General features: G+C 58.4%; 25 protein-coding genes. 14 read left to right on the forward strand and 11 right to left on the reverse strand.

Annotated features, from left to right (window positions below; translation table 11 throughout):
- Window positions 1-147 precede the first annotated feature (147 nt).
- The 3 genes from PMI01S_RS13120 (at window position 148) to PMI01S_RS13130 (ending at window position 4,447) form a co-directional block, all read left to right on the forward strand.
- Window positions 148-2,886, forward strand: coding sequence for a winged helix-turn-helix domain-containing protein (locus tag PMI01S_RS13120; protein WP_084320455.1), 2,739 nt, complete (start codon window positions 148-150; stop codon window positions 2,884-2,886).
- Between the two features lie 86 nt (window positions 2,887-2,972).
- Window positions 2,973-3,614, forward strand: coding sequence for an MBL fold metallo-hydrolase (locus PMI01S_RS13125; protein ID WP_084320456.1), 642 nt, complete (start codon window positions 2,973-2,975; stop codon window positions 3,612-3,614).
- A gap of 101 nt (window positions 3,615-3,715) precedes the next feature.
- Entirely contained in the window at window positions 3,716-4,447 is a 732-nt protein-coding gene (locus tag PMI01S_RS13130; RefSeq protein ID WP_084320457.1) for a YiaD family glycine zipper/OmpA-like lipoprotein, read from the forward strand.
- Between the two features lie 252 nt (window positions 4,448-4,699).
- Here PMI01S_RS13130 and PMI01S_RS13135 read toward each other — a convergent pair whose 3' ends face one another.
- On the reverse strand, window positions 4,700-5,134 hold the full coding sequence (locus tag PMI01S_RS13135; RefSeq protein ID WP_008025941.1) for a Z-ring associated ZapG family protein: 435 nt from the start codon (window positions 5,132-5,134) through the stop codon (window positions 4,700-4,702).
- Between the two features lie 144 nt (window positions 5,135-5,278).
- Between PMI01S_RS13135 and PMI01S_RS13140 the strand changes: the two genes are divergently transcribed.
- The 3 genes from PMI01S_RS13140 (at window position 5,279) to zapE (ending at window position 8,473) form a co-directional block, all read left to right on the forward strand.
- Window positions 5,279-5,908, forward strand: a complete 630-nt coding sequence (locus PMI01S_RS13140) for an alpha/beta hydrolase (protein ID WP_084320458.1) — start codon at window positions 5,279-5,281, stop codon at window positions 5,906-5,908.
- A 24-nt stretch (window positions 5,909-5,932) separates the two neighbouring features.
- Window positions 5,933-7,288 (forward strand): tryptophan--tRNA ligase, encoded by a 1,356-nt coding sequence (locus PMI01S_RS13145; RefSeq protein WP_084320459.1) that lies wholly within the window; start codon window positions 5,933-5,935, stop codon window positions 7,286-7,288.
- A 90-nt stretch (window positions 7,289-7,378) separates the two neighbouring features.
- Entirely contained in the window at window positions 7,379-8,473 is a 1,095-nt protein-coding gene (zapE, locus tag PMI01S_RS13150; RefSeq protein ID WP_084320460.1) for a cell division protein ZapE, read from the forward strand.
- Window positions 8,474-8,631: 158 nt separating this feature from the next.
- On the opposite strand, the gene PMI01S_RS13155 is transcribed toward zapE, so the two are convergent.
- The 5 genes from PMI01S_RS13155 to PMI01S_RS13175 all read right to left on the reverse strand — a co-directional run bounded on the left by PMI01S_RS13155 (window position 8,632) and on the right by PMI01S_RS13175 (window position 15,030).
- Window positions 8,632-9,612: an asparaginase gene (locus tag PMI01S_RS13155; RefSeq protein WP_084320461.1), complete on the reverse strand. Its 981-nt coding sequence runs from the start codon at window positions 9,610-9,612 to the stop codon at window positions 8,632-8,634.
- Between the two features lie 79 nt (window positions 9,613-9,691).
- Complete coding sequence (locus PMI01S_RS13160; protein WP_084320462.1) at window positions 9,692-10,888, reverse strand: threonine/serine exporter family protein; 1,197 nt, start codon at window positions 10,886-10,888, stop codon at window positions 9,692-9,694.
- Between the two features lie 17 nt (window positions 10,889-10,905).
- Window positions 10,906-11,793 (reverse strand): nitrilase family protein, encoded by an 888-nt coding sequence (locus PMI01S_RS13165; protein ID WP_084320463.1) that lies wholly within the window; start codon window positions 11,791-11,793, stop codon window positions 10,906-10,908.
- A 145-nt stretch (window positions 11,794-11,938) separates the two neighbouring features.
- The gene (locus PMI01S_RS13170) at window positions 11,939-13,885 is read right to left on the reverse strand and encodes a flavin monoamine oxidase family protein (protein ID WP_084320464.1); all 1,947 of its coding nucleotides are present in this window, start codon (window positions 13,883-13,885) and stop codon (window positions 11,939-11,941) included.
- A gap of 248 nt (window positions 13,886-14,133) precedes the next feature.
- Window positions 14,134-15,030 (reverse strand): GlxA family transcriptional regulator, encoded by an 897-nt coding sequence (locus tag PMI01S_RS13175; RefSeq protein ID WP_174602667.1) that lies wholly within the window; start codon window positions 15,028-15,030, stop codon window positions 14,134-14,136.
- A gap of 244 nt (window positions 15,031-15,274) precedes the next feature.
- Between PMI01S_RS13175 and PMI01S_RS13180 the strand changes: the two genes are divergently transcribed.
- Window positions 15,275-16,411, forward strand: coding sequence for an acyl-CoA dehydrogenase family protein (locus tag PMI01S_RS13180; RefSeq protein WP_084320466.1), 1,137 nt, complete (start codon window positions 15,275-15,277; stop codon window positions 16,409-16,411).
- Window positions 16,412-16,500: 89 nt separating this feature from the next.
- Here the strand turns inward: PMI01S_RS13180 and PMI01S_RS13185 are convergent, their stop codons facing one another.
- Window positions 16,501-17,541 (reverse strand): NADP(H)-dependent aldo-keto reductase, encoded by a 1,041-nt coding sequence (locus PMI01S_RS13185; protein WP_084320467.1) that lies wholly within the window; start codon window positions 17,539-17,541, stop codon window positions 16,501-16,503.
- 245 nt (window positions 17,542-17,786) lie between these two features.
- Between PMI01S_RS13185 and rplM the strand changes: the two genes are divergently transcribed.
- From rplM to PMI01S_RS13220, 7 genes are all read left to right on the forward strand, one after another.
- Window positions 17,787-18,215 carry a 50S ribosomal protein L13 gene (rplM, locus tag PMI01S_RS13190; RefSeq protein ID WP_007905295.1) on the forward strand — a complete coding sequence of 143 codons (429 nt, stop codon included), beginning with the start codon at window positions 17,787-17,789 and terminating at the stop codon, window positions 18,213-18,215.
- Between the two features lie 14 nt (window positions 18,216-18,229).
- Window positions 18,230-18,622 carry a 30S ribosomal protein S9 gene (gene rpsI / locus PMI01S_RS13195; protein ID WP_003205364.1) on the forward strand — a complete coding sequence of 131 codons (393 nt, stop codon included), beginning with the start codon at window positions 18,230-18,232 and terminating at the stop codon, window positions 18,620-18,622.
- 267 nt (window positions 18,623-18,889) lie between these two features.
- Window positions 18,890-19,483: a ubiquinol-cytochrome c reductase iron-sulfur subunit gene (gene petA, locus PMI01S_RS13200; RefSeq protein WP_084320468.1), complete on the forward strand. Its 594-nt coding sequence runs from the start codon at window positions 18,890-18,892 to the stop codon at window positions 19,481-19,483.
- On the forward strand, window positions 19,483-20,694 hold the full coding sequence (locus PMI01S_RS13205) for a cytochrome b (protein WP_007943720.1): 1,212 nt from the start codon (window positions 19,483-19,485) through the stop codon (window positions 20,692-20,694). The genes petA and PMI01S_RS13205 overlap by 1 nt, the downstream gene beginning before the upstream one ends.
- The gene (locus PMI01S_RS13210) at window positions 20,694-21,476 is read left to right on the forward strand and encodes a cytochrome c1 (protein ID WP_084320469.1); all 783 of its coding nucleotides are present in this window, start codon (window positions 20,694-20,696) and stop codon (window positions 21,474-21,476) included. Before PMI01S_RS13205 ends, PMI01S_RS13210 begins: the two co-directional genes overlap by 1 nt.
- Window positions 21,477-21,626: 150 nt before the next feature.
- A complete protein-coding gene (locus tag PMI01S_RS13215) occupies window positions 21,627-22,244 on the forward strand; it encodes a glutathione S-transferase N-terminal domain-containing protein (RefSeq protein ID WP_007905304.1) in 618 nt (205 codons plus the stop codon).
- Window positions 22,245-22,260: 16 nt separating this feature from the next.
- Window positions 22,261-22,674, forward strand: coding sequence for a ClpXP protease specificity-enhancing factor (locus tag PMI01S_RS13220; protein ID WP_008037283.1), 414 nt, complete (start codon window positions 22,261-22,263; stop codon window positions 22,672-22,674).
- 142 nt (window positions 22,675-22,816) lie between these two features.
- Here PMI01S_RS13220 and PMI01S_RS13225 read toward each other — a convergent pair whose 3' ends face one another.
- The 4 genes from PMI01S_RS13225 to PMI01S_RS13240 all read right to left on the reverse strand — a co-directional run bounded on the left by PMI01S_RS13225 (window position 22,817) and on the right by PMI01S_RS13240 (window position 26,263).
- On the reverse strand, window positions 22,817-23,395 hold the full coding sequence (locus PMI01S_RS13225) for a BON domain-containing protein (protein WP_008025960.1): 579 nt from the start codon (window positions 23,393-23,395) through the stop codon (window positions 22,817-22,819).
- Window positions 23,392-23,985, reverse strand: a complete 594-nt coding sequence (locus PMI01S_RS13230) for a phosphoheptose isomerase (protein WP_008025961.1) — start codon at window positions 23,983-23,985, stop codon at window positions 23,392-23,394. The genes PMI01S_RS13225 and PMI01S_RS13230 overlap by 4 nt, the downstream gene beginning before the upstream one ends.
- A gap of 104 nt (window positions 23,986-24,089) precedes the next feature.
- Window positions 24,090-24,452, reverse strand: coding sequence for a YraN family protein (locus tag PMI01S_RS13235; RefSeq protein ID WP_084320470.1), 363 nt, complete (start codon window positions 24,450-24,452; stop codon window positions 24,090-24,092).
- Window positions 24,452-26,263 carry a penicillin-binding protein activator gene (locus tag PMI01S_RS13240; protein ID WP_084320471.1) on the reverse strand — a complete coding sequence of 604 codons (1,812 nt, stop codon included), beginning with the start codon at window positions 26,261-26,263 and terminating at the stop codon, window positions 24,452-24,454. Before PMI01S_RS13240 ends, PMI01S_RS13235 begins: the two co-directional genes overlap by 1 nt.
- Window positions 26,264-26,305: the final 42 nt, after the last annotated feature.

Consider the following 26,305-nt stretch of genomic DNA (forward strand, 5'->3'; position numbering starts at 1 on the left):
GAAAAAAGCCCCGACTGGTTCGGGGCTTTTTTTTGCACGTAGACTTTTTGTAGCCATTTGTAGCAATAACCTTCAATACCTCTTCGTTTACCGCTAGGCTGCGGACATCTGCAACGCCGCCAACAGCATTTCAAACAAGAGCCGGCCATGACTGATTTGTCCCCACTCCCGGGCCCTGCAAGCGCTGCCGTCGCGACACTGGACGGTCGTTTCTTTCGGCCACCGCTGCCTGACGGGCACGTGCTGCGACCTCGTTTGTGCGAACGCCTGAGTGCCGGCCTCGGTGGCAGGCTGTTGCTGGTCAGCGCACCGGCGGGGTTCGGCAAGAGTTCGCTGGCAGTCGAGTTCTGCCAGGGGCTGCCAGCTCACTGGCAAAGCCTGTGGCTGGGGTTGAGTCCGCGAGATAACGATCCCGGGCGTTTTCTAGAACGGTTGCTCGAAGGCCTCCAGGACTTTTTTCCGCAGTTGGGCAGGCAGTCCCTGGGCCTGTTGAAAATGCGTCAGCGGCATCAGCCGTTTGCCTTCGAAGAATGGCTGGACGGTTTGCTCGACGAGTTGGCCGTGCATTTGTTGCCGACGGCGCCACTGCTGCTGGTACTCGATGACTACCATCTGGCCCAGGGCCCGGTGCTCGATCGTTGCCTGCAATTTTTCCTCAATCATCTTCCTGACGGCTTGCTGGTGATGGTCACCAGTCGCCAGCGTCCGGACTGGCATCTGGCACGCCTGCGCCTGTCACGGCAATTGCTCGAGTTGCATGAGCAGGATCTGCGTCTGACCCACGACGAAGCCTTGACCCTGCTCGACCGACACAGCACGTCCTTGCGCGGCGAAGCGCTGGAGAGCCTGATCCAGCGCAGCGAGGGCTGGGTCGCTGGCTTGCGTTTCTGGTTACTGGCGGCTTCCGAAGCCGGCTCCGAAGGCGCATTGCCCCAGTCCTTGCATGGCGGGGAAGGGCTGATTCGCGATTACCTGCTCGAAGAGGTCATCGATTGTCTGCCCGCCGAGGTGCAGTCATTTCTGTATGACACAGCGCCTCAGGAGCGTTTTTGCAGCGAGCTGTGCGACGCTGTCCGCGAGGCGCATGACAGTGCCGAGATCCTGGGTTTTCTGCTCGCGCATCAAGTGTTCCTGGTGCCGCTGGACGAACACGGTCACTGGTATCGTTATCACCATCTGTTTTCCGACCTGCTGCGCACCCGGCCTACCCGTCAGGCAATGGTGCCGGCGGCCAGCCTGCACCTGCGCGCCTGTCGCTGGTTCAATGCCCAGGGCCTGCTCGATGAAGCGGTAGAGCAGGCGTTGCGCGCCGGGCATCTGGACGTGGCGGCCAATCTGGTACAGAACCTTTCCGAAGAACAACTGCTGGCAGAACAGAATGTCGGCATGTTGCTGCGCTGGAAAATGGATTTGCCCGACAGCCTGTTGATCAGCACGCCCCGTTTGATCGTGCTCTACAGCTGGGCGCTGGGGCTGGCCTGTCAGCTGGATGCCGCCGAGGAGCTGGCCAGTCACCTGAGCCGCTTCCTGCCGGCGCCATCGGCCACCGCGCAGAAGTCCATGCTGGCGCAATGGCTGGCCTTGAGCGGCATCATCGCCCGAGGTCGCGGCAATCGCGAGTTGACGCTGCTGTATTGCACCGAAGCGCTGGAGAGTCTTCCGTCCAAGCGTTACGGCCAGCGCCTGATGTGCCTTTCAACCCTGTCCAACCTGGCCATTGCCGACGGCGACTTATGGCGGGCCCGCGGTCTGAACCGTGATTCTCTGGAGCTGGCGCAACGGGTGGGCAATCCATTGTTCGAAGCGTTGGCCCATTACGATCGAGCCCGGGTATTGCAGGCGCGAGGGGAGATCCTGCGTTCGCTGGATGAAGTCCACCAGGGGCTGCAACGCCTGCAAGGATTGTCGTCGCAACGGCTCTATGCCGTACGCGCCCGGCTGACCTTGTACGAGGGGTTCCTGCTGGCCCTGCGTCTGCAACCGCAGACGGCGCGGCTGCGCTTGCAGGCGGGGTTGACTGAAGCCCGCGCCTGTCGCGATATCAGCGTTCTGATCGGCCATTGCGTGATCGCCAGGCTCGAAGGCAGCAGCGGCGAATATGCCAAGGCGTTTGCCGAACTCGCCGAAGCCGAACGGCTGATGCACATCTGGGACGTACCGCCGATCTACTATCTGGCGATGATCACCCTGGTCAAATGCGAGCTCTGGCTGGCTCAGGGGCGTACCGATCTGGCGGAAGCCTGGCTGGCGCGGCTGGGCCAGACCTACAACGGCGAACAGCCGGCCGCCCCACCGGAGTTCCATCCGCAACTGCCGCTGCATATCGAATTGCAACAGGCCTTGCTGGAGGTCATTCAGGCGCAGCCGATGCTGGCCGAGGGACGATTGAATGCGTTGCTCGAGCATGGTCAGCAAACCGGTCGGCAATTACTCAGTGTGATGGCCCTGACACAGAAAACCGAACTGCTGCTTGCGCATAACCGTGAGCCTGAAGCCCGGCAGGCCTTCGCTCAGTCCCTGGAAGCGGCCAGCGGCGGCGCGCTGCAGCCTTTTGATGGCTTGCTGAGCAAACACCCCGACTGGCTTCGCGAGCAGTTGCAGAACTGCGCGAAAGCCGTGGTTTCGCAGAGCCTTTCAGAACGGCTCCCCCTTGCCGCCGCGCGCATTGCCCCGGAGCCCTCACAAGCCTGCGAACAGCTCAGCTCCCGCGAACTGTCGGTTCTGAAACTCATTGCCCAAGGCTGCTCCAATCAGGAAATCAGCGATCAGCTGTTCATTTCCCTGCACACCGTTAAAACCCATGCCAGCCACATCAACAGCAAGCTCGGGGTTGAGCGGCGCACGCAGGCGGTGGCTCGGGCGAAGGCGTTGGGTGTTTTGGGCTGACGTCGTTTGTCGACACACATGGTGGTGGAGGGCGGGATGCCAATGTGTGCGAAAATCCCCCGTCCCTGTTTATCGAGCATGCCCCGATGTCCCAACAACCGACCCTCATCCGCGAAACCTTCCCCGTCGGCCCGTTGCAGTGCAACTGCACGATCATCGGCGATCCGGTCACGAAAAAGGCCATCGTGGTCGATCCGGGCGGCAATCACGAGCTGATCCTGGCTCGGCTCGACGCCTTGGGCCTGAAGGTGGTCAGCATCATTCATACCCACGCGCACCTGGATCATTTCCTGGCCTCCGGTCAGTTGAAGGAAAAAACCGGCGCGACCTTGCATCTGCACAAGGAAGATCAGTTCCTCTGGGACAATCTGGAGATGCAATGCCAGATGTTCGGTGTGCCTTATGCCCCGGTTCCATCCCCCGATCGCTGGTTGGCCGATGATGAAGAACTGGCCTGCGGCTGCGGCGTGGCATTGCACACGCCCGGTCATACGCCAGGTTCCATGAGCTTCTGGTTTTCAGAGGCTAAGCTGCTGATTGCCGGTGACACGCTGTTTCGTCGCGGAGTGGGGCGCACGGATTTGTGGGGTGGCGATCAGGCGACCATCGTGCGTTCGATCAAGCAACGGCTGTATACCCTTGATGAGGAGGCGACAGTGGTGACCGGGCACGGGCCGGATACGCGCCTGGGCGATGAAATGCGTGACAACCCTTTTGTTCGGGCTTGACGGTTACCGATGGAATTTTCGCCTCCCGAAATGATCCAACGCCCGCAAAGGCCGATGCCTTGTTCCGTTGCACCATAGAATGCAGAAAGTAGGAGCTCTTCATGTTCACCAAGCAGCGTTTGATTATTGTCGCTACGGCTGTTGCCTTGCTGTCTGGCTGCGCCTCGCCTAATCCTTACGACAACCAGGGCCAGGCCGATGGTGGTTCCACGGGCATGAGCAAAACCGCGAAATACGGTGGCCTCGGTGCTCTGGCCGGCGCACTCGCCGGTGCCGCGATTGACCACAACAACCGTGGCAAGGGGGCGCTGATCGGTGCTGCCGTGGTGGGTGCTTCCGCTGCCGGTTACGGTTACTACGCCGACCAGCAAGAGAAAAAGCTGCGTGCCAGCATGGCCAATACCGGCGTAGAAGTGCAGCGCCAGGGCGATCAGATCAAACTGATCATGCCGGGCAACATCACGTTCGCCACCGATTCGGCGAACATCGCTCCAAGCTTCTATCAGCCGCTGAACAACCTGGCAGGCTCGCTCAAGGAGTTCAACCAGAACCAGATCGAGATCGTCGGCTACACCGACAGCACGGGCAGCCGTCAGCACAACATGGACCTGTCCCAGCGTCGCGCCCAGAGCGTGGCGACTTACCTGACTTCCCAAGGTGTTAGTGGTGCCAACCTGTCGGCGCGCGGTGCGGGGCCGGATAACCCGGTTGCCAGCAACGCTGACGTCAATGGCCGGGCGCAGAACCGTCGGGTCGAGGTCAACCTGAAAGCGATTCCGGGTCAGCAGTATGGTGGGCAGCAGCAGCAGGGCACTGTTCAGCAGTATCCATAATCGTCTGACTGAACCCCAGGCGTAAAAAAACCGCCCGATCCTCAACAGATCGGGCGGTTTTTTTGTTTCGCCCATTCGGGCCTCTTCGCGAGCAAGCCCGCTCCCACAGGGATTTGTGTATGAGCAGAACCCTGTAGGAGCGGGCTTGCTCGCGAAGAGGCCCGAATCAGCACCAGAGATATTGGATCAGTAATAAAAAAGCCCCCGGACGATCACTCATCCAGGGGCTTTTTCATGTCGCGCGAAACCTGATTACTTCTTCAGGCCGTAATGCTCATCGAGCATGCCCGGCGCGTTCGGGGCTTTTGGAGCGTAGTCGCGAGGCGGTTCCTGATTGCGCGGTGGCGTCAGGCGCTCCCGTGGGGCGGCGGCTGCGTCGGCGTGCAGCGAGGCCAGCAGGCGTTGGCGGGTCTGCTCGTCCAGGGCCAGACGGTTGGCACCCTCGGCGAGATGATCCTGCACTTCCTGATAGCTCTGAGTCAGTTTCTTGACCAGGTTTGCAGTGCTGTTGAAGTGGGTGACCACCTCGTTCTGATAACTGTCGAAACGTTCCTGAATGTCATCCAGCTGACGTTGTGTGCTGCTCGGCGCGGCGTTCGGCACCAGGCGAGCGATCAGGAAACCAATGGCGACACCCACAACCAGGGCAAGAGTCGGCAACAACCAAACTAAGAGCGAGTGTTCCACGAGTCCTTCCTCTATAAACGGCTTTGCTTTACGTTAACGGCTCGAACCTGCGCTGTATACCGCGATTCACTCGCAATACATCGGCACAGACAATTTGCTAGACGAGTCGACCCGATTCGAGGTCACGGAGTTCCTTCCTTGCTTATGCGCGAAACCCCTGTAGTGATTGATGGCCCGGTCGGTCAACTGGAAGCTCTTTACCTGAACAATGAAGCGCCTCGCGGCATCGCGCTGATCTGCCACCCGAACCCGGTGCAGGGCGGCACCATGCTCAACAAAGTGGTCTCGACCCTGCAGCGCACCGCGCGCGATGCCGGTTTGGTTACCTTGCGTTTCAATTACCGTGGCGTCGGTGCCAGCGAAGGCTCGCACGACATGGGCACCGGCGAAGTCGACGATGCTCAGGCGGCGGCCGCATGGCTGCGGTCGAAGCATCCGGACTTGCCGCTGACGCTGTTCGGTTTTTCCTTCGGCGGTTTTGTTGCAGCCAGTCTCGGCGGGCGCCTGGAAGCGAAGGGCGAACGGCTCAAGCATTTGTTCATGGTCGCGCCAGCGGTGATGCGCCTCGGCGATCAAGACCCCCTGCCGCAGCAAGGCGAGCTGACCCTGATCCAACCGGAAACCGACGAAGTCATCGACCCGCAAGCCGTCTACGACTGGTCCTCGAAACTCGAGCGTCCCCATGAGCTGCTGAAAGTGGCAGAATGCGGACACTTTTTTCATGGCAAGCTGACTGATCTCAAGGATCTGATCCTGCCGCGTCTTTCGAATTGATTGCAGTCTGACAAGCGATTACCCATGACGACTCGTACCCGTATCCTCACCGGCATCACCACCACCGGCACGCCGCATCTGGGCAACTACGCCGGCGCCATCCGCCCGGCGATCCTTGCCAGTCGCGACAGCAATGCCGATTCGTTCTACTTCCTGGCCGACTACCACGCCCTGATCAAATGCGATGACCCGCTGCGCATCCAGCGCTCGCGTCTGGAAATCGCCGCGACCTGGCTGGCCGGTGGCCTGGATGTGGACCGCGTGACGTTCTATCGCCAGTCCGACATCCCGGAAATCCCCGAGCTGACCTGGCTGCTGACCTGCGTTGCCGCCAAGGGCTTGCTCAACCGCGCCCACGCCTACAAGGCCTCGGTGGACAAGAACGTCGAAGCCGGCGAAGACCCGGATGCCGGCATCACCATGGGCCTCTACAGCTACCCGGTGCTGATGGCCGCGGACATTCTGATGTTCAACGCGCACAAGGTGCCGGTCGGTCGGGACCAGATCCAGCACGTGGAAATGGCCCGCGACATCGGTCAGCGTTTCAACCATCTGTTTGGACAGGGCAAAGAATTCTTCACCATGCCCGAGGCGCTGATCGAAGAAAGCGTCGCCACGCTGCCAGGCCTCGACGGTCGCAAGATGTCGAAGAGCTACGACAACACCATCCCGTTGTTCAGCAGCGCCAAAGAAATGAAAGACGCCATCTCGCGGATCGTCACCGACTCCCGTGCACCGGGCGAAGCGAAAGATCCGGACAACTCACACCTGTTCACCCTGTTCCAGGCCTTCGCCACCCCGGCGCAGTCCGACGAATTCCGCAGCGAACTGTTGCAGGGCCTGGGTTGGGGCGAGGCGAAGAATCGCCTGTTCCAGCTGCTCGACAGCGAGTTGGGCGAGTCCCGCGAGCGTTATCACCAACTGATCGAACGCCCGGCGGACCTGGAAGACATCCTGCAAATCGGTGCCAAAAAGGCCCGTGCCGTGGCGACGCCGTTCCTCAACGAACTGCGTGAAGCGGTGGGCCTGCGTTCTTTTGTTGCTCAGACCCAGGTCGCGGCGACCACCAAGAAGAAAGCCGTGAAAGCCGCACGCTTCGTCAGCTTCCGTGAAGACGACGGCAGCTTCCGTTTCCGTCTGCTGGCGGCCGATGGCGAGCAATTGTTGCTGTCGCGCAATTTCGCCGACGGTAAAACCGCCGGTCAGGTGACCAAGCAACTGCAAGCGGGCCAGCCATTGGACGTGCGCAGCGAAGACTTGAGTTTCAGTGTCTGGCTGGAAGGCGAGTGCGTTGCCGATAGCCCGGCCTTCGCCGACAGTGCTGCTCGCGATGTCGCCATCGACGCCCTGCGGATTGCGCTGACGCCGGTTCAGGAATAATCAACGGCTCGGTCCGACCAAGGGCCGATTGCCATTCCCACGGGCCGTCGCTACAGTGACGGCCCGTTTTTGTTGCCTTGCTAACGAATTATGACGCCCCTAGAACGATATCAAGCTGATCTGAAACGCCCGGAATTCTTCCATGACGCCGCGCAGGAAACAGCCGTGCGCCATTTGCAGCGCCTGTACGACGATCTGGTCGCAGCCTCGCAGAACAAACCGGGCCTGCTCGGCAAGCTGTTTGGCAAGAAAGAACAGGCGCCGGTCAAGGGCCTGTATTTCTGGGGTGGCGTAGGCCGCGGCAAGACCTACCTGGTCGATACCTTCTTCGAAGCGCTGCCGTTCAAGGAAAAGACCCGCACTCACTTCCACCGCTTCATGAAGCGCGTGCACGAAGAGATGAAGACGCTCGGCGGTGAGAAAAACCCGCTGACCATCATCGCCAAGCGGTTTTCCGACGAGTCGCGAGTGATCTGTTTCGATGAATTCTTCGTCTCCGACATCACCGACGCGATGATCCTCGGTACGTTGATGGAAGAGCTGTTCAAAAACGGCGTGACCCTGGTCGCCACCTCGAACATCGTGCCGGACGGCCTGTACAAGGACGGCCTGCAACGCGCACGCTTCCTGCCGGCCATCGCGCTGATCAAGCAGAACACCGAGATCGTCAACGTCGACAGTGGCGTCGATTACCGTCTGCGTCACCTCGAGCAAGCGGAACTGTTCCACTTCCCGCTCGACGAAGCGTCCCACGAAAGCTTGCGCAAGAGCTTCCGCGCCCTGACGCCGGAATGCACGGCGGCCATCGAAAACGATGTGCTGATGATCGAGAACCGCGAAATCCGTGCGTTGCGCACCTGCGATGACGTGGCCTGGTTCGACTTCCGCGAACTCTGCGACGGCCCACGCAGCCAGAACGATTACATCGAACTGGGCAAGATCTTCCACGCCGTGCTGCTCAGCGGTGTCGAGCAGATGAGCGTCACCACTGACGACATCGCCCGACGCTTTATCAACATGGTCGACGAGTTCTACGACCGTAACGTCAAGCTGATCATTTCCGCTGAAGTCGAACTCAAAGACCTCTACACCGGCGGTCGCCTGAACTTCGAGTTCCAGCGCACCCTCAGCCGTTTGCTGGAAATGCAGTCACACGAATTCCTGTCCCGGGCGCATAAGCCGTAGGACGATTCGGAAAATAAAAAAAAGGGCCTGCATTTGCAGGCCCTTTTTCGCTCACCGCAGATCCTCTGTAGGAGCGAGCTTGCTCGCGATGGTGTGTCAGTCGACATCAATGCTGCTGATTCTCCATCGCGAGCAAGCTCGCTCCTACAGGGGGAGTGTCAGTCTTTTGAGAGATAACTCGCCAGTCGATGTTGCTGCTGGCAACCCACGAGCAGCCACAGCAAAATCCTGGCTTTACGTGGGCACAGAAACCCGGCCATCGACGCACCTTTACGGATCAGGTCCATCTCGCCACCCATAAAACCGTAGGTAGATTGCGCGGTAGGGCCGGATCCGGTCCGGGTTGCAATGATGACCGGGATTGTTCCGGCGATAGTTTCGATCACACCAGCCCAGTTCTCGGGAACGTGTCCAGCACCAAATCCCGCAATCACAAGCCCGTCGTAGGCGAGTTCGATGATGTTTTCCAGCATAAGGCTGTCTGCGGAAAGCGACGCTTCCAGCAGGGCGATTCGCTGCGTTGTGTGCTGCGGCAGCGGTAAAACCTTCCGCTGGGTCGGCGGGTGCAAATAGTGGATGGCGTTTTCCACGAGCATGCCGGCAGGACCGACTATGGGGGAGGAAAACGCCTGCAACGCCAATGAATCGGTTTTGCGGACGACGCTCGCGGAGTGAATCTGTCCGTTCATCACCACTTGAACGCCTCGCTGTCGGCTTTGCGCAGCCAGCGCTACCCGGCAGGCATCCAGTAGATTCGCGGGCCCATCGGCACCCGCACTTGCCGCTGAACGCATGGCACCGGTCAGGACCAGTGGTTGGTCGTGATCCCACAAGAAGTCGAAAAAAGTTGCGGTTTCCTCGAGGGTGTCCGTGCCTTGGGTGATGACAACACCGACTGCACCTTGCCTGATCTGGAAACTGGCCCAGGAAAGAACGCTCAGCAAGAACTCGAAATCCAGTGAGGCGCTTGGCAACAATCCGAGCGTTTCAACGTTGACCCGTGCCAGTGTCGCCAGCTCCGGAACCGAGTCCAACAGGACTTCTCCGCTGATGATCGGTGTAACACCTTCACCAGCGTTCATGGCTTGCATGCTCACGGTGCCGCCAAGCGCCGCAATGGCCAGTTTGGGCAGTTCCATGTGGATACCTCGCTTGTTGGATTGAAAAAGCGGCTGTATCCGGACCGGAGCCCGCGATACAGCCGGATGGCAGAGCAAGTCAGCTGGCTATCAGCAGTCCGATAAACGGAATGATCAGCAGAGTGCTGATGGCCATGGACAGGACGTTGCCGATGTAGGCATGCATATCGGCGGGCAACCTTTTGGCAATCGCGCAGGCCAATGGCGGCGCAATCAGGGCGCCTAGCAGTGCACTCATGACAATGACCTGCCAGCTGCCGCCATAGGTCAGGATCGCTGCCGGCACGACTGAGACCAGTGGAACGTAGGTGGGGTACCAGCCGTGCGACATCCATTGTCGACGCCAGATCAAGACGCCTATTGCCGAGGTCAATGCCTGTGCGCCAATCAGCTGTGGTAGCAGACCGGAACCGTATACCGGACTTATCGGGTTCAGGGTGTAAGCCAGCAGTGCACCCGCTATCAGGCCGAGGCTCGCTAATTCATTGCCAAAGAACGGCGCTTCCGAAAAGTCAGCCAGGACCCGCCGCAGGCTCCAGATAACACCGTAATCCGGTGTTTTTGTGGGCAAGGAAGGTGGAGCGGAAGGCTTCACGGGTGCTTCGGACTTCATGAGGCTCGGAACGTAACGACAGAGCAGAAAAGCGAAGACGCTGGCGACCGCCATGCCCGATACGTTACCGATCACGGCCGGCAAACCCAGTGGATTGCAAACATAGTTGACGATCAGCAGACACATTGGCGTGACGAACACTGCACCCATGATTGCGCCGTTGACCGCCACCTTCCAGCCGCCACCAAACATTAGCACCATCGCGGCCGGCAACGAAACAAAGGCTGCAAACGTGGGCTGCCAAGTGGTAGCCGTCACCGTCCAGCCCCAGAGCAGGTTGCTCAGCAGCAGTCCGAGCAGTGAACTGGTGATCAACCACGGCCATAGTCCGCTGCCGTAGGAAATGGCAAAGCCTTGCCAGCGTTTTCCCGTTCGATTCGCCCAGTAGGCCAGGTAAGCGCCCGCCAGCAGCCCGATTGAGGCGAACTCGTGTTTGTAGAACGCTACTTCGCTGATGTCTCCCAATACCCAACGCAACCAGGCACTCGGTTCGGGAAGGCCTGACAGCATGTCGCTGTAGCTTGGCCAGTGAGCTGACCAATAAGAACGGTTAGTGAATGAAAGCCAGACAATCAGCAGAATCGCGCCGAGTATCAGCAGGAGGATTACCGCATCGAACGGCGATTTGCGGGGCAGTTGTTTTTCTTCAGTCGTACTTTCCATCCGTTTTGCTCCCCTCATCAACGCGGCAGACATGGATGTTGGGTGTAACCGAGCATCTGGTCGTAGAGGTCGGTTCGACGGTCGCGATGCAGATCGTTCAGGTCGTTCCAGATTGGCGCGCTGCGGGAGCTGGTCAGGTCGATGTCGGCAAACAGGATTTCTTGTTGGTCCGCCGAGGCGACAGCACCAATCGGCCAGCCATTGGTTCCGGCAATCAGCGAGCAGCCGAGATAGCGAGCCCCTCGCTCTTCGCCGATTCGACTGGCCGCGGCGATAAACACATTGTTTACATGGGCGGCAGTCATCGTCAGGTACGACGCCATGCACTTGCCGGCGTCATCAAATAGGGGCGGCGGCGTCCAGACCCAATTGTTCAAGCTGCAAATGATGTCTGCCCCTTGCTGGCTCAGAATTCGCGGCACTTCGGGGAACCAGATGTCCCAGCAGATCAACAAACCGATTCGACCGATCGGTGTATCGAAAACCGGAAAACCCAGATCGCCTGGCGTGAACCACAGCTTTTCAAGATTCCACAAATGAGCTTTTCGATACTTGCCGATAAAACCGTCAGGTCCGACCAGAACACCGGTATTGAACAGTCGCATGCCGTCGCGCTCGGACAGACCGGCCACCAGGTAAACCTTGTGCTGACGGGCGAATTCCATCCAGGTTTGCACGCTTGTGCCGCCGGGAATCATTTCCGAGTGGTCAAACGCATCCTGTCGATTGCTGAAGAAATACCCGGTATTCGAGAGTTCAGGCAGGACGATGAGGTTCGCCCCGCCGTTTACAGCTTCCAGCGCCAATTGCAGGCTGCGATGCAGATTTCCTTCTCGATTGTCCACGCCGACCTGAGGGTCGAATTGCACGACTGCTACACGAACAGGGCTTGTTGGCTCACTCATTGTTGATGACCTCTTTTTATTGTTATTCACGCTGTTGAATTGCGTGCCTATAAGAGGTGAATCAGTAGATCGGAGTAAGTCAGTCACTTCCGTTTAGGTTGTAGTCCGGATCCCAATCAGACCCGTTCGGGGCTCGTGCAAGTGATCAGGCCCTGACGTTGTAGTGTGGATAGTCGTTCAAGGAAAACCCGCCATTGAAGGTCGCAGACGTTTTATTGCAGATGTGAATGACCGCATCAACGGCACCCCGGAAACAAGGCTCCGTCCAGCCGGCATCGACTGAAAATGACTCCCCAGACAAGTACAGGCCTGAAACATGCGCCAAGTCTCTGTTGTACTTCATCAGGCTTACGGCGTCGTAGTAGGTGCCGGGCCGGTACAACTTTGCGCAGCCCAGTGCATTTTTATCGGTCATCCAGCGTTGAACCACGGCTTGATCAAGCCCGATGTAGGGAGAGATTCTCTCTTGGATATTGGTGGCGTTCACAAGGATTCGGTCCAGCTCTTTGGCGCATTTGCTCACCAGTTCCTTGTCGGTAAATGAGGCCAGCTTGGTGGCATCGTCCTCCCATGTGTAACTCAAAAGGATGCAGTCATAGCTGTAGGTATCGTTGTATCGGTAGGTATAAACGTCATGGATAAAACTGTCGGTGACAATGGCTTGCGGGATTTTGCTGTTTTTCGAAAGGAAGGATTTCTTTAGCGGGGCGAAGACTTTGCAGCTGGTTTCCCAATGCGCCGTTTTATAGGCATTGATCGTCTCGAAAGGCAGCATTTGCGGCGTGAAGTTTTCAAGCTTGATCCGGGTTTCGATCAACCAGGAAGGAAGGGTCATGATGACCGAATCAAAGTCTTCGAACTGTTCCTGGAAGTGCTCGGCTTGGCTGTGTTTCCAGTTGTAGTAGACGCGTATTTTCTGATCGGGCAGTTTTTTGAGTTTTGTGACGGACGAGTCCGTCAGCAAACCGCTGCCCCGTTCACTGCAATGATCGTAGAAAGACTTTCCGGTTTCCGCGGTTTTCAAGAACAGCAGGCATTCGTCCAGCGCGGCCAGTCCGATGTAACGTGGGCCGTCGAAAGTCAGCCCTTTTGAATCAAATACGGCTGTGCTCTGCAGATAAGGTGAAGCCAACGGATCGCCCTGAGAATCTACCCGGCCATGGATCAGTTGCAACTGGCTGCTGAACCCGAAAATCGCAGTACGCAGGGGATAAAGAGAGCAGACATCATAAAACGCTCCCCAGCTGCCGTCGCCAATACCGATGGCATAGAAAATGGCCGACTCTTGTGCGGACATTCCCATACCGCCAAAGTCTCCCGGCGAGCGTTCGTCCCACTCTTCCAGGGCCGGCATACTCACCAGGTCGCGAAAGGAAATGCTTTCGTATTTTTCGACGATTGCGGCCCATAGGGTTTCCCATTCCTGGCTGGCGTAGACTTCTGCGACGTGCTGGGTCATCCGGTCGGCAAAGGCCTTCCACTTGGCATAAACTTTCTGCAGTTCATCGCCGGGAGGCGGTGTCTGCCCATCTTCATTTTTCCAGATGAGCATTTGCGGAGTCTGTCCGTCGCCCATGCTGCCCTCTCGCAGATAGATACCGGTCGACGTCACCCATTGACTTCCGGGATTGGCGAAATCCGAAAATGCCAAATCAAAGGTCTTCGCGTAGTAGGCCATCAGCGAACGGCCGTCTGTCGGTGATTCGTCTGCCCTGTTGAAGAAGGGCATGCGCATTGCGCCCATTTCAAAAGGTGTGTGGCTGATCGAGGAGCGCTGGCTTCCAGCAACGGTCAGGTGGCGGCCGCCAATTCTCCTGGATTGTTCAATGAGGGTGATATCGGTAAAGCCGCAACGATAGAGTTCTCTGGCGGCAGTAAGTCCGGTGACACCTGCGCCGATGATGCAGATTTTATGGTGTGGGTTGGTTGCCTTGGCGATGCCGTTTTCCTGTTCGACCAGTGCTCGATAGTCGAAACAGAGGTCGGGGGGATTTGGAAAACGCCCCGTCCATTTGTTGTCAGTCGAGCGCTTTGATCGAGCGGCAGTCTTGGTCGCGTGTGCCGGGTATTCGTAGCTTGATCCGATGGTCACTGTTGATCTTCCCTGATGTTGATAGCAGGGAAGAATGCTGGGCTTTTTCAGGGACAGTGTCTGTGGGCAGAATCGGGGGCTTTGTCGTTCTGTTTTCCGTGATTTGCGTAGGAAAGTGCATTGCCAATCCACTGTGTATGCAAATCCCAGTGTGGGAGCGAGACCGGCTTGCCGGCGATAACGGTGTCAGTCACATCATTGCTGAATGTGCCGACGCAATCGCGGGTAAGCCCGTTCCCACAGGGGGTTTATGCAGCCTGCTGAAACTGCTGCCGATACTGGTTCGGCGACAATTCCGTGTGCTGGCGGAACAGTCGCGCGAAGAAGCTAGCATCGTCATATCCGACTTCATAACTGATGGTCTTGATGCTTTTGCGACTGCCGGACAGCAAGCCCTTTGCCGTTTCAATGCGCAGGCGTTGCAGGTAATGCAGCGGCTTGTCGCCGGTGGCGGTCTGGAATCGGCGCATGAAGTTGCGGATGCTCATGCCGTGCTCGCGCGCCACGTCTTCGAAGCGGAACTTGTCGGCGAAATGCTCTTCGAGCCAGTGCTGGATCTGCAGGATGATCACGTCCTGGTGCAGCTTCTGCCCGCCGAAACCGATGCGTCCCGGTGAATAGCTGCGCTGCACTTCATAGAGAATGTCGCGGGCCACGGCCTGGGCCACGTTGGCGCCGCAGAAGCGCTCGATCAGGTAGATGTAGAGATCGCACGCCGAGGTCGTGCCGCCGGCGCAATACAGGTTGTCGGCGTCGGTCAGGTGCTTGTCCTGATTGAGGTGAACCTTCGGAAATCGTTCGGCAAAGGCGTTGAAGAAGCGCCAGTAGGTGGTCGCTTCCTTGCCATCGAGCAGCCCGGCTTCGGCGAGCCAGAACACCCCCGTGGCCTCACCGCAGAGTACCGCGCCGCGCGCATGTTGCTGGCGCAGCCACGGCAGGACCTGCGGGTAACGTTGGCAAAGGGTTTCGAAATCGTCCCAGAACGCCGGGAGGATGATGACGTCAGCGTTTTCCAGGCCGCCGTCCACCGGCATGATCACATCGCTGAAGCTGTTCACCGATTTGCCGTCGGGGCTGACCAGCCGCGTTTCGAACGCCGGTGTCAGGCCCTGGCCCAGTTGTTTGCCGTAGCGCAGGCTGGCCAGGTGAAAGAAATCCTTGGCTTGCATGAGGGTGGAAGCGAAAACCCGGTCGATAGCCAGGATGCTGACGCGCCGCAGGGGCGTGGAGACTTGGTTAGACATAATTCAACTTTATTCTTATAGGGGAAAGTGGTCACCAGACGGCTGGATCGTCTTATTTTTTGTCGGATGTGTCCAGTGTCCTGTATCGGATGCGGGGCTTAGTCTCTGAAGGTCAATTCCTTCTAACAATAACGACAGGTGCCGCATGATCCCCAGAACCTTGTTCAGCCCCGAACACGAACTTTTTCGCGACAGCGTGCGAACGTTCCTCGAAAAAGAGGCCGTGCCGTTTCATGCTCAATGGGAGAAGCAAGGCTATATCGACCGCCAGCTCTGGAACAAGGCGGGGGAGGCGGGGATGCTCTGTTCGCACCTGCCGGAGGAATACGGTGGGCTGGGGGCAGACTTTCTCTACAGCGCGGTGGTGATCGAAGAGGTGGGACGTCTGGGGCTGACCGGCATTGGTTTTTCCCTTCATTCCGACATTGTTGCGCCGTACATCCTGCATTACGGCAGTGAAACGCTGAAACACAAATACCTGCCGAAACTGGTGTCTGGCGAGATGGTCACTGCGATTGCCATGACCGAGCCGGGCGCGGGGTCCGACCTGCAAGGGGTGAAAACCACCGCGGTGCTCGATGGCGACGAATACGTGATCAACGGTTCGAAGACTTTTATCACCAACGGCTATCTCGCTGACCTGGTGATTGTCGTGGCCAAGACCGATCCGAAGGCGGGCGCAAAGGGCACCAGTCTGTTTCTGGTCGAGGCGAACACGCCTGGCTTCGCCAAGGGCAAGCGCCTGGAAAAAGTCGGCATGAAGGCGCAGGACACCTCGGAGCTGTTCTTCCAGGATGTTCGTGTGCCGAAGGAAAACCTGCTGGGGCAGGCCGGGATGGGTTTTGCATATCTGATGCAGGAATTGCCGCAGGAGCGTCTGACGGTCGCTGTTGGCGGACTGGCATCGGCTGAGGCTGCGCTGCAATGGACGCTGGAGTACACACGCGAGCGCAAGGCGTTCGGCAAGGCGATTGCCGATTTCCAGAACACCCGCTTCAAGCTGGCGGAAATGGCGACTGAAATTCAGATTGGCCGGGTTTTCGTCGATCGCTGCCTGGAATTGCACCTGCAAGGCAAACTCGATGTGCCGACGGCGGCGATGGCCAAGTATTGGGGCACGGACTTGCAGTGCAAGGTGCTCGACGAGTGCGTGCAGTTGCACGGCGGTTACGGGTTCATGTGGGAATACCCGATCGCCCGTGCGTGGGCGGATGCGCGGGTGCAGCGGATTTATGCCGGTACCAATGAAATCATGAAGGAGATCATTGCCAGATCACTGTAGGAACCGGCTTGCTGGCGATAGAAACGGCGCGGTTTCGCTGTATACCGCGTTGTCCCAATCGCCAGCAAGCCAGCTCCTGCAAGTGCGGGTCAAGGCGCCGGATTCGGGTGATCCTTGTGAATCGCCTCAATCCCCGCCAGCACTTCATCGGAAAGTTTCAGCTCGAAGCTGGCAATGTTGCTGTCCAGTTGTTCCAGCGTCGTCGCACCGATGATGTTACTGGTCACGAACGGCTGCTGCGTCACGAACGCCAGCGCCATTTGCGCCGGATCCAGGCCATGCTCACGGGCCAGCGCCACATAACGGCTGCATGCCGCTTCCGACTGTGGGTTGAAATAGCGGCTGAAGCGGCTGTAGAGACTCAGGCGCCCCTTCGGCGGACGCGCGCCACCTTCGTACTTGCCCGACAGGAAACCGAACGCCAGCGGCGAATAGGCGAGCAGGCCGCACTGTTCGCGGATGGCGATTTCCGCCAGGCCGACTTCGAAGCTTCGGTTGAGCAGGTTGTACGGGTTCTGGATCGATACAGCGCGCGGCCAGCCACGGGCTTCAGCCAGCGCCAGGAAACGCATGGTGCCCCACGGCGTTTCGTTGGACAGGCCGATGTGGCGGATCTTGCCGGCTTTGACCTGTTCGTCCAGTGCTTCGAGGGTGTCCTCGAGTGGCGTCAGGTTGGCTTCGATCTTGTGTTTGTAACCCAGTTGACCGAAGAAGTTGGTGCTGCGCTCCGGCCAGTGCAACTGATAGAGATCGATGTAATCGGTTTGCAGGCGCTTGAGGCTCGCATCCACCGCTTCGGTGATGTGCTGGCGGTTGTGGCGCAGGTTTTTGTCGCGGATGTAGTCGATGGTGTTGCCGGGGCCGGCGATCTTGCTGGCCAGGATCCAGTCGGCACGATCGCCATGGCTTTTGAAGTAATTGCCGATGTAGCGCTCGGTGGTGGCATAGGTATCGGCCTTCGGCGGCACCGGGTACATCTCGGCGGTGTCAATGAAATTGATCCCGGCGCTTTTGGCCCGTTCAATCTGTGCGAAGGCTTCAGCCTCGCTGTTTTGCTCGCCCCAGGTCATGGTTCCGAGGCAGATGGCGCTCACGTTCAGATTGGTTCGGCCTAGCTGGCGATAGTCCATCAAGAGCTCCTTGGGCAAAACAATCATAAAAGCAGGTTGAAATATTTTTCGCAATCTGCATAATTGCGCACCTCTTTCTGCAGTGGAAGTGATGCGCCGCCGCCGAAGAATCTTGCCGTTGAACGGACGCGCCGACCCGAGCCCCCGAAAGCGTCTGTATCCGGCTGCCTTTGACTTGTCAAAGTACGCACTATTCAGTAAGATCCGCCGTCTAATTTACAGGGCGGCCCCTGAGGCTATAAAGAATGAAAACTTTTACTGCTAAACCGGAAACAGTACAGCGCGACTGGTTTGTCGTCGACGCTGCAGGTCAGACCCTGGGTCGTCTGGCCACCGAAATCGCGAGCCGTCTGCGTGGCAAGCATAAAGCTGAGTACACTCCTCACGTTGACACCGGCGATTACATCGTCGTTATCAATGCCGAGCAGATTCGTGTAACCGGTGCTAAAACCACCGACAAAATCTACTACTCCCACTCCGGTTTCCCGGGCGGCATCAAGTCGATCAACTTCGAAAAGCTGATCGCTAAAGCCCCTGAGCGCGTGATCGAGACCGCGGTCAAAGGCATGCTGCCTAAGAACCCGCTGGGTCGCGACATGTATCGTAAGCTGAAAGTCTATGCGGGCGCTGTACACCCTCATACTGCTCAGCAGCCCCAAGAACTGAAGTTTTAACGGAATAGTTCATTATGTCGGCGACTCAAAATTACGGCACTGGCCGTCGCAAGACCGCAACCGCACGCGTTTTCCTGCGTCCGGGCACTGGTAACATCTCCATCAACAACCGTTCGCTGGATAATTTCTTCGGCCGCGAAACTGCCCGCATGGTAGTTCGTCAGCCGCTGGAATTGACTGAGACTGTCGAGAAGTTCGACATCTACGTCACCGTGATCGGCGGTGGTGTAAGTGGTCAAGCTGGCGCAATCCGCCACGGTATCACTCGCGCTCTGATGGACTACGACGAAACTCTGCGCGGTGCTCTGCGCAAAGCCGGCTTCGTAACCCGTGACGCACGTGAAGTTGAACGTAAGAAAGTCGGTCTGCGTAAAGCGCGTAAGCGTCCGCAGTACTCGAAGCGTTAATTCGCTTTCGCGTTCAAAAAGAACGCCCAGTTTCCTCGCGAAGCTGGGCGTTTTTTTATGGGCGCTATTTATCAAAGAATTGCTCTGTGACAACTTGCCACAGCCGTAGAGCCCCTATACTGCAAGGCTTGGCAGTGGAGCCCTTCGGTAATTACCTTGTCAGGATTGGGGCTTTTCATTACCATTCGGCAAAATTTTTATAAGTACATAGTTTTACTTAGTAGATGCCTGATTTAACAGGCCACAAAGCTGATGGGAGAGGACTGAATGAGCAATGACGGCGTGAATGCAGGCCGGCGTCGCTTCTTGGTAGCAGCCACATCCGTGGTGGGTGCTGCAGGAGCGGTGGGGGCTGCGGTCCCGTTCGTGGGGTCATGGTTTCCCAGTGCCAAGGCGAAAGCCGCAGGTGCACCGGTGAAAGTGAATGTCAGCAAAATCGAGCCAGGCCAGCAGATGATTGCTGAGTGGCGCGGCCAGCCGGTGTTCATTGTCCGCCGTACTTCGGAAATCCTGGGGAATCTGAAAAAGATCGAGGGCCAGCTGTCTGACCCGACCTCCAAGAACTCGACTCAACCGACTTATGTCGACCCGGAAACGCGTTCGATCAAGCCAGAGGTTCTGCTGCTGATCGGTATCTGCACACACCTCGGTTGCTCGCCGACCTTCCGTCCAGAAGTGGCGCCTGCGGATCTGGGCAAGGATTGGGTAGGTGGTTATTTCTGCCCTTGCCACGGTTCCCACTACGATTTGGCTGGCCGCGTCTACAAGTCGCAACCTGCGCCTTTGAACCTGCCAGTTCCCCCGCATTCCTATGAGACCGATGACATCATTGTCATTGGCGTCGATACGGAGAAAGCGTGATGAGCAAGTTCATGGATTGGGTTGATGCGCGCTTTCCCGCGACCAAAATGTGGGAAGACCATCTCAGCAAGTACTACGCCCCGAAGAACTTCAACTTCTTCTATTTCTTTGGTTCCCTGGCGCTGCTCGTTCTGGTTAACCAGATCGTCACCGGTGTCTGGCTGACCATGAGCTACACCCCGTCGGCGGAAGAAGCATTCGCCTCCGTCGAATACATCATGCGTGACGTCGAGTACGGCTCGATCCTGCGTCTGCTGCACTCCACCGGCGCTTCGGCGTTCTTCATCGTGGTCTATCTGCACATGTTCCGTGGCTTGCTCTACGGTTCGTACCAGAAGCCGCGTGAGCTGGTGTGGGTCTTCGGCATGCTGATCTACCTGGCGCTGATGGCGGAAGCCTTCATGGGTTACCTGCTGCCATGGGGCCAGATGTCCTACTGGGGTGCCCAGGTGATCATCTCGCTGTTCGGTGCGATCCCGGTCATCGGCAACGACCTGACCCAGTGGATTCGTGGTGACTACCTGATTTCCGGTATTACCCTGAACCGCTTCTTCGCCTTGCACGTGGTTGCCCTGCCGATCGTGATTCTCGGTCTGGTGGTGTTGCACGTTCTGGCGCTGCACGAAGTCGGCTCGAACAACCCGGATGGCGTGGACATCAAGAAATACAAAGACGAAAACGGCGTACCGCTGGACGGCATTGCCTTCCACCCGTACTACACCGTGAAAGATATCGTCGGTGTGGTGGTGTTCCTGTTCATCTTCTGTTCGATCGTGTTCTTCTTCCCTGAAATGGGCGGCTACTTCCTCGAGAAGCCGAACTTTGAAGTGGCGAACGCGTTCAAGACGCCAGAGCACATCGCTCCGGTTTGGTACTTCACCCCGTTCTACGCGATTCTGCGGGCGGTTCCGGACAAGCTCCTGGGCGTTATCGCCATGGGTGCGGCCATCGCTGTGCTGTTCGTCCTGCCATGGCTGGACCGTAGTCCGGTCAAGTCGATGCGCTACAAGGGCTGGTTGAGCAAGATCTGGCTCTGGGTGTTCTGCATTTCGTTCGTGATTCTGGGCGTGCTGGGTGTTCTGGCGCCGACTCCAGGCCGTACGTTGCTGTCGCAGGTATGTACCTTCCTGTACTTCGCCTACTTCATTCTGATGCCGTTCTACACCAGGCTCGAGAAGACCAAACCGGTTCCGGAAAGGGTGACTGGCTGATGAAAAAACTATTTGCTGTACTGATTCTTGCTGCCATGCCTGTGTTCTCGTTCGCGTCGACAGCTGGTGCTCCTGAATTGGAAAAGGTCGACATCGACGTTTCCGACAAGGCTGCCATGCAGGATGGCGCGCGTACGTTCGCCAACTACTGCATGGGCTGCCACAGTGCCAAGTTCCAGCGCTACGAGCGTGTTGCCGATGATCTGGGCATTCCTCACGATCTGATGCTGTCGAAGCTGGTGTTCACTGGCGCCAAGATTGGCGACCACATGAACATCGGCATGCAGCCGGCTGACGCCAAGACCTGGTTCGGTGCCGCGCCACCTGACCTGACCCTGGTGGCTCGTGTTCGTGGTACGGACTGGCTCTATGGTTACCTGAAGTCGTTCTACGAAGATCCGTCGCGTCCCTGGGGCGTGAACAACAAGGTCTTCCCGAACGTGGGCATGCCGAACGTCCTGGCGGGCCTGCAAGGTCGTCAGGTCGTAGGTTGCAAACAGGTGCAGATCGTCGAAGACGGCAAGAAGCAATATGATCCGCTGACCGGTACCGCGCTGACTCATGAAGCGTGCGATCAGCTGACCATCGTGCCGAAGAGTGGTGCTCTGACCGAAGAGCAGTTCGATGAGAAGGTCAAGAATCTGGTAACCTTCCTGGCTTACTCGGCTAACCCGGTTAAGCTGCAGCATCAGCGCATTGGTACCTACGTCTTGCTGTATCTGGCGTTCTTCTTCGTATTCGCCTACTTGCTCAAGCGCGAATACTGGAAAGATGTGCACTGATAAAGTTTCAAGCAATTGCTGTTAATCGCGCGCGCCCAAGGGCGTCTCTGAAGGTGTAACGAGCCTGGTCATCCAGGCGTTACGGGAGGCGCCCTCTGGGCGCGCTCGTTTTTCCGCTTCCGATAATTTCAACAAGCGAGGAGGACCGCCATGGGCGTGACCAATCGGTTGGCCTGTTACTCCGACCCCGCCGACCACTATTCCCACCGAGTGCGCATCGTACTTGCAGAGAAGGGTGTCAGCGCCGAGATCATTTACGTGGAAGCTGGCCGCCAGCCGCCTAAACTGATTGAAGTGAACCCTTACGGAAGCCTGCCCACCCTGGTCGATCGTGACCTGGCGTTGTGGGAGTCGACCGTGGTGATGGAATATCTGGATGAGCGTTACCCGCATCCGCCTCTGCTGCCGGTTTATCCAGTGGCGCGTGCCAACAGCCGTCTGCTGATTCATCGTATTCAGCGTGACTGGTGTGGTCTGGTGGATCTGATCCTGGATTCGCGGACCAAGGAAGCAGCCCGCGTGGTGGCTCGTAAAGAGCTGCGCGAAAGCCTGACAGGCGTGTCGCCGTTGTTTGCCGACAAGCCGTTTTTCCTCAGTGAGGAACAAAGTCTGGTGGATTGCTGCCTACTGCCAATACTCTGGCGCTTGCCGATTCTGGGTATTGAACTGCCGCGGCCTGCCAAGCCGCTGCTTGATTATATGGAGCGCTCGTTTGCGCGTGAGGCTTTCCAGGCGAGTCTGTCTGGTGTCGAACGCGATATGCGCTAAGGCTTAAGGAGCCGCTATGAACTCCAGTCGACCTTATCTGGTCCGCGCGCTCTACGAGTGGATTGTGGACAACGATTGCACCCCGCACATGCTGGTCAATTCCGAGTATCCGTCGGTGCAGGTGCCACAGGGTTTCGCCAGTGACGGACAGATTGTCCTGAACGTATCGCCGGCCGCCGTGCGTCATTTGCACATGGACAACGAAGCGGTCAGCTTCGAAGGCCGCTTCGGTGGCGTGCCGCACACCCTGTACGTGCCTATCGCATCGATCCTGGGTATCTACGCCCGGGAGAATGGCCAGGGCATGGTGTTCGATCTGGAGTCGCCCATGGAGGACGAGGAAGAGATCGAGCCGGATGATGATCTTCCGCCACCGGACAGTGAACCGCCGCGCCCAAGCGGTCGACCCAGTTTGAAAGTGGTGAAGTAATAAAAAAGGCGATCCGAAAGGATCGCCTTTTTTATTACTGTAGGAGCTGGCTTGCTGGCGATGGCGATCCGGAAGACGCTATCGCCAGCAAGCCGGCTCCTATGGGGCGATGGCGATTTCAAAATCGCCATCGCCGGGAGGGTCAGTCAATGTACTCAAACAGCTTCACAATCTTCTGCACTCCGGAAACCCCTTGCACCAGGTTCGTCGCCTGGGCGGCTTCCTGCTTGGTCAGCAGGCCCAGCAGGTAAACGATGCCGTTCTCGGTGACAACCTTGATGCGCGAGCCCGGGATGTTCGGGTCGGTGAGCATCTGGGTCTTGATCTTGGAGGTCAGCCAGGTGTCGTTCTGGCGGGCAAGGAAGCCGGAAGGTGGCAGCACCTGCAGTTCGTTGTGCACCGTCTTCACACGCTGGACGGCGGCGGCGGCCTGTTCGGCCTTGGCCTTGAGATCTGCGCGTGGGGTTTGGCCGGCGAGCAGTACGACACCATTGAAGCTGGTGACGACGATGTGCGAGTCGTTGTCCAGGGCCGGATCGGCCTTGGCGATGTTCACGCCGACCTTGGTGTCGATCAGAGAGTCGTCGATCTTGCTGCCTAAGGTGCGCGTGCCGCGGTCATCATCGATCGGCGCTTCACGGCTGGCGTTAACCACCGAGGTGCAGCCGCTGATGCCAAGGCACAGGGTCAAGGCCAGAAGGCCTAGGCGATTAGGGGTCATTCTTCACTCCCGAACAGTTGGCTGTCGATCAAGTCGCAAAGGCAATGGATCGCCAGCAGGTGGACTTCCTGAATACGTGCGGTGACGTTGGCCGGTACGCGAATCTCGACGTCTTCGGGCAATAGCAGCGACGCCATGCCGCCGCCATCGCGACCGGTCAATGCTACGACAATCATTTCACGATCATGTGCGGCCTGGATCGCTTGAATTATGTTTGCCGAGTTGCCGCTGGTGGAAATCGCCAGCAATACGTCGCCCGGCTGGCCGAGCGCGCGGATTTGCTTGGAGAATATTTCGTTGTAGCTGTAGTCGTTGGCGATCGAGGTGATCGTCGAGCTGTCGGTGGTCAGCGCGATGGCTGGCAGGCTCGGGCGCTCGCGTTCGAAGCGGTTGAGCAGCTCGGACGAGAAATGCTGGGCGTCGCCGGCAGAGCCGCCGTTACCACAGGAAAGCATTTTGCCCTCGTTGAGCAGGGCGTTGACCATCACTTGGCTGGCTTGCTCGATGTGCGGTGCAAGTACGTCCATCGCCATTTGCTTGGTATCGATACTGGCCTGAAAAAGCTGGCGAATTCGGGATTGCATGTCCATCTGTGTGACCTTAATTAGCGCGGCTACTCGGCACATGAATGTGCAGCCCGCAAAGCAAAGAGCAAAATTGTTGGGTGAAAGTGTCCGCTTCGGGACGCACGCGATCAGCTGTCGAAGGCATTCTGCAGCCAGTTCAACTGATCGTGGTTGCTGTCGATGGCGACCACGTCGAAACGGCAAGGGGAATTGGCCCAACACGACTCGCGCTGAAGAAAATACTGCGCGGCAAAAATCAGTTTCTGCCGTTTGCGCTCATCGATGCTATCGAGCGCGCCACCCCATTGAGTGTTTTTTCTGTAGCGAACTTCAACGAATACTACTGTATCGCCATCAAGCATGACCAGATCAAGCTCGCCGCGTTTACATAACCAGTTCTGCGCCAGCAGGCGCAGACCTTGTTGCTGAAGATGCTCGAGCGCATGGCGCTCGGCATCTTTACCGCTTTGCTGGCGTGACCTGTCAGGCATCAGCGTGGGGTGTCCGGCAGGCGTTGAACCTGGCCGCTGACGAACTGGGCCCACGGCAACTGACGCACTACGCGTTGGTTCTGAGTCATGCCCAGGCTGCCCGATTGACCTTCGATGCGGCTGTCCGGCAGCGCCTTGAGTTGCCCCAGGCGTGGAGCCAGGCGATAGGCGTCGACGCCCATTGCATACAGGCGACCCAGGCTGCCACCGGCTTGTGGCCATTGTGCGGTCACTTGTTTGCGCAGCGGGTCAGTGGCGTCCAGCAACCATGGGGTTTCGCAGAAGCGAATGCCGTTCATGTCGTTGTACTGGTTGACGTCGCCGCTGGCACTGAACACGTGGGACGTGGCGTAAACCGGCACATCACCGGCGTACTGGAAGTTCAGGGTCGGCTTGATCTGCTGGGCTTGCTGAGGGGTTGCAGCCAGGAAGATGAACTCGATGTCCTGGCGGCGCGACGGCTGGGCGGCTACCTGCGAGCCAACAGTGCTTTGCAGGCTCTTGGCGCGGCCTTCGCTCTGGCGCAGCTGGAACATGTCGGCAATCTGCTGGGCCAGTTGCACCGGCTGATCTACACGCTCGGTGGCAACGATGCTGCCGCCGTTGGCTTGCCAATCCTGGCTGAACGCTCTCAGTACGCGATCGCCCCATTCGCCTTTCGGCACCATGATGGCGGCGCGATGCAGGCCGTCAGCGCGAGCGCGGCGGGACACTTCGCGGGCTTCGTCTTCAGCGGCAAGACCGAACTGGAACAGCTGCGCCGGGCCTTGTTCCCCTTCGCTGTAATTCAGCGCGAGGGTCGTGATCGGCAGTTGCGGACGAGCGCTGAGCTGTTTGACCAGCGGCTTCTCCAGCGGTCCGACGACCAGTTGCACGCCATCGGCCTGAGCCTTGCGATAGAGCTCGTCGAGGGAGGTCAGGCGCGAGCTGTCATAGAACTCGATGGCTGGCGGCTTCTGACCGGCTTGTTGGGCCTGGTAATGAGCCGCCATGAAACCTTCGCGAAGCGCTTTGCCGACCGATGCCAGCGGGCCGTCTTGCGGTAGCAGCAGGGCGATCTTGCTCACGGGCTGGCTGGCCAGTTCCTTGAGCTTGGTCAGTGGCAGCGGCAGTTGGATGGCGGCCGGGTGTTTAGGGTTTTGGGCGCGCCAGTTGTCGATCGCGGCTTGCTGCTGCTCCAGGGTGCCAGCGGTTTTCACTGCCAGCGCCAGGCCCATCCAGCCACCGAGGTCGTCGTTGGCGGTCGGCTGCAGTTGATCGGTTGGCAGCGAGGCGATCAGGATCCAGATCGCTTCGTGGTTTTTGCTTGCCGCTTCACCGCTGAGCATCGGCGCGATGAAAATACGCTCCCGTGCGGCGGCGAGGGTCTGGCCGTCGGCTTCAAGGGCGCGTGCATGCACGGTGCCGGTGCGAACCTGTTGTTCGACAGGCAATTCGCCAAGGCGCTGCAGGCTTGGGTGGCTCAAGGCAGTCAGCGCTGCTTTCGGTTGATTGCGCACCATGGCCAGTTCGGCCGCCAGGGTGCTGGCAAATACCTGTTGGCCAGGCTTGAGTTGTTCGACCGGCACTTGTTGCAGGATTTGCGCGGACTGGCCGGCATTGCCCTGGCGATAAGCCAGGTCTGCCGCACTCAGGCGAAGCAGCGCAGCTTGCTCCGGCGTTTTGCTTTTGGCGGCCTGATCGAGCAGTTGCTCGATGCTGGCATCCGGGGTCCGTGGAAGTTCGCCAAGGCTGGAAGAGGGCGAGCTGGCGCAAGCCGCCAGCAAGGCAGCGAGGCAGAGGGCAGTGAACAGCCGCAGGCAAGCGATCATGTAGTGTTCCTGATACTCGATCAAATTAGCGTGGAATTGTAC

The organism is Pseudomonas migulae NBRC 103157 (genome assembly GCF_002091715.1).
GTDB lineage: Bacteria > Pseudomonadota > Gammaproteobacteria > Pseudomonadales > Pseudomonadaceae > Aquipseudomonas > Aquipseudomonas migulae_A.

Coding starts and splice junctions, on each gene's coding strand:
- PMI01S_RS13120 (WP_084320455.1), top strand. CDS start 148: ATGACTGATTTGTCCCCACTCCCGGGCCCTGCAAGCGCTGCCGTCGCG.
- PMI01S_RS13125 (WP_084320456.1), top strand. CDS start 2,973: ATGTCCCAACAACCGACCCTCATCCGCGAAACCTTCCCCGTCGGCCCG.
- PMI01S_RS13130 (WP_084320457.1), top strand. CDS start 3,716: ATGTTCACCAAGCAGCGTTTGATTATTGTCGCTACGGCTGTTGCCTTG.
- PMI01S_RS13140 (WP_084320458.1), top strand. CDS start 5,279: ATGCGCGAAACCCCTGTAGTGATTGATGGCCCGGTCGGTCAACTGGAA.
- PMI01S_RS13145 (WP_084320459.1), top strand. CDS start 5,933: ATGACGACTCGTACCCGTATCCTCACCGGCATCACCACCACCGGCACG.
- zapE (WP_084320460.1), top strand. CDS start 7,379: ATGACGCCCCTAGAACGATATCAAGCTGATCTGAAACGCCCGGAATTC.
- PMI01S_RS13155 (WP_084320461.1), bottom strand. CDS start 9,612: ATGGAACTGCCCAAACTGGCCATTGCGGCGCTTGGCGGCACCGTGAGC.
- PMI01S_RS13160 (WP_084320462.1), bottom strand. CDS start 10,888: ATGGAAAGTACGACTGAAGAAAAACAACTGCCCCGCAAATCGCCGTTC.
- PMI01S_RS13165 (WP_084320463.1), bottom strand. CDS start 11,793: ATGAGTGAGCCAACAAGCCCTGTTCGTGTAGCAGTCGTGCAATTCGAC.
- PMI01S_RS13180 (WP_084320466.1), top strand. CDS start 15,275: ATGATCCCCAGAACCTTGTTCAGCCCCGAACACGAACTTTTTCGCGAC.
- PMI01S_RS13185 (WP_084320467.1), bottom strand. CDS start 17,541: ATGGACTATCGCCAGCTAGGCCGAACCAATCTGAACGTGAGCGCCATC.
- rplM (WP_007905295.1), top strand. CDS start 17,787: ATGAAAACTTTTACTGCTAAACCGGAAACAGTACAGCGCGACTGGTTT.
- rpsI (WP_003205364.1), top strand. CDS start 18,230: ATGTCGGCGACTCAAAATTACGGCACTGGCCGTCGCAAGACCGCAACC.
- petA (WP_084320468.1), top strand. CDS start 18,890: ATGAGCAATGACGGCGTGAATGCAGGCCGGCGTCGCTTCTTGGTAGCA.
- PMI01S_RS13205 (WP_007943720.1), top strand. CDS start 19,483: ATGAGCAAGTTCATGGATTGGGTTGATGCGCGCTTTCCCGCGACCAAA.
- PMI01S_RS13210 (WP_084320469.1), top strand. CDS start 20,694: ATGAAAAAACTATTTGCTGTACTGATTCTTGCTGCCATGCCTGTGTTC.
- PMI01S_RS13215 (WP_007905304.1), top strand. CDS start 21,627: ATGGGCGTGACCAATCGGTTGGCCTGTTACTCCGACCCCGCCGACCAC.
- PMI01S_RS13220 (WP_008037283.1), top strand. CDS start 22,261: ATGAACTCCAGTCGACCTTATCTGGTCCGCGCGCTCTACGAGTGGATT.
- PMI01S_RS13225 (WP_008025960.1), bottom strand. CDS start 23,395: ATGACCCCTAATCGCCTAGGCCTTCTGGCCTTGACCCTGTGCCTTGGC.
- PMI01S_RS13230 (WP_008025961.1), bottom strand. CDS start 23,985: ATGGACATGCAATCCCGAATTCGCCAGCTTTTTCAGGCCAGTATCGAT.
- PMI01S_RS13235 (WP_084320470.1), bottom strand. CDS start 24,452: ATGCCTGACAGGTCACGCCAGCAAAGCGGTAAAGATGCCGAGCGCCAT.
- PMI01S_RS13240 (WP_084320471.1), bottom strand. CDS start 26,263: ATGATCGCTTGCCTGCGGCTGTTCACTGCCCTCTGCCTCGCTGCCTTG.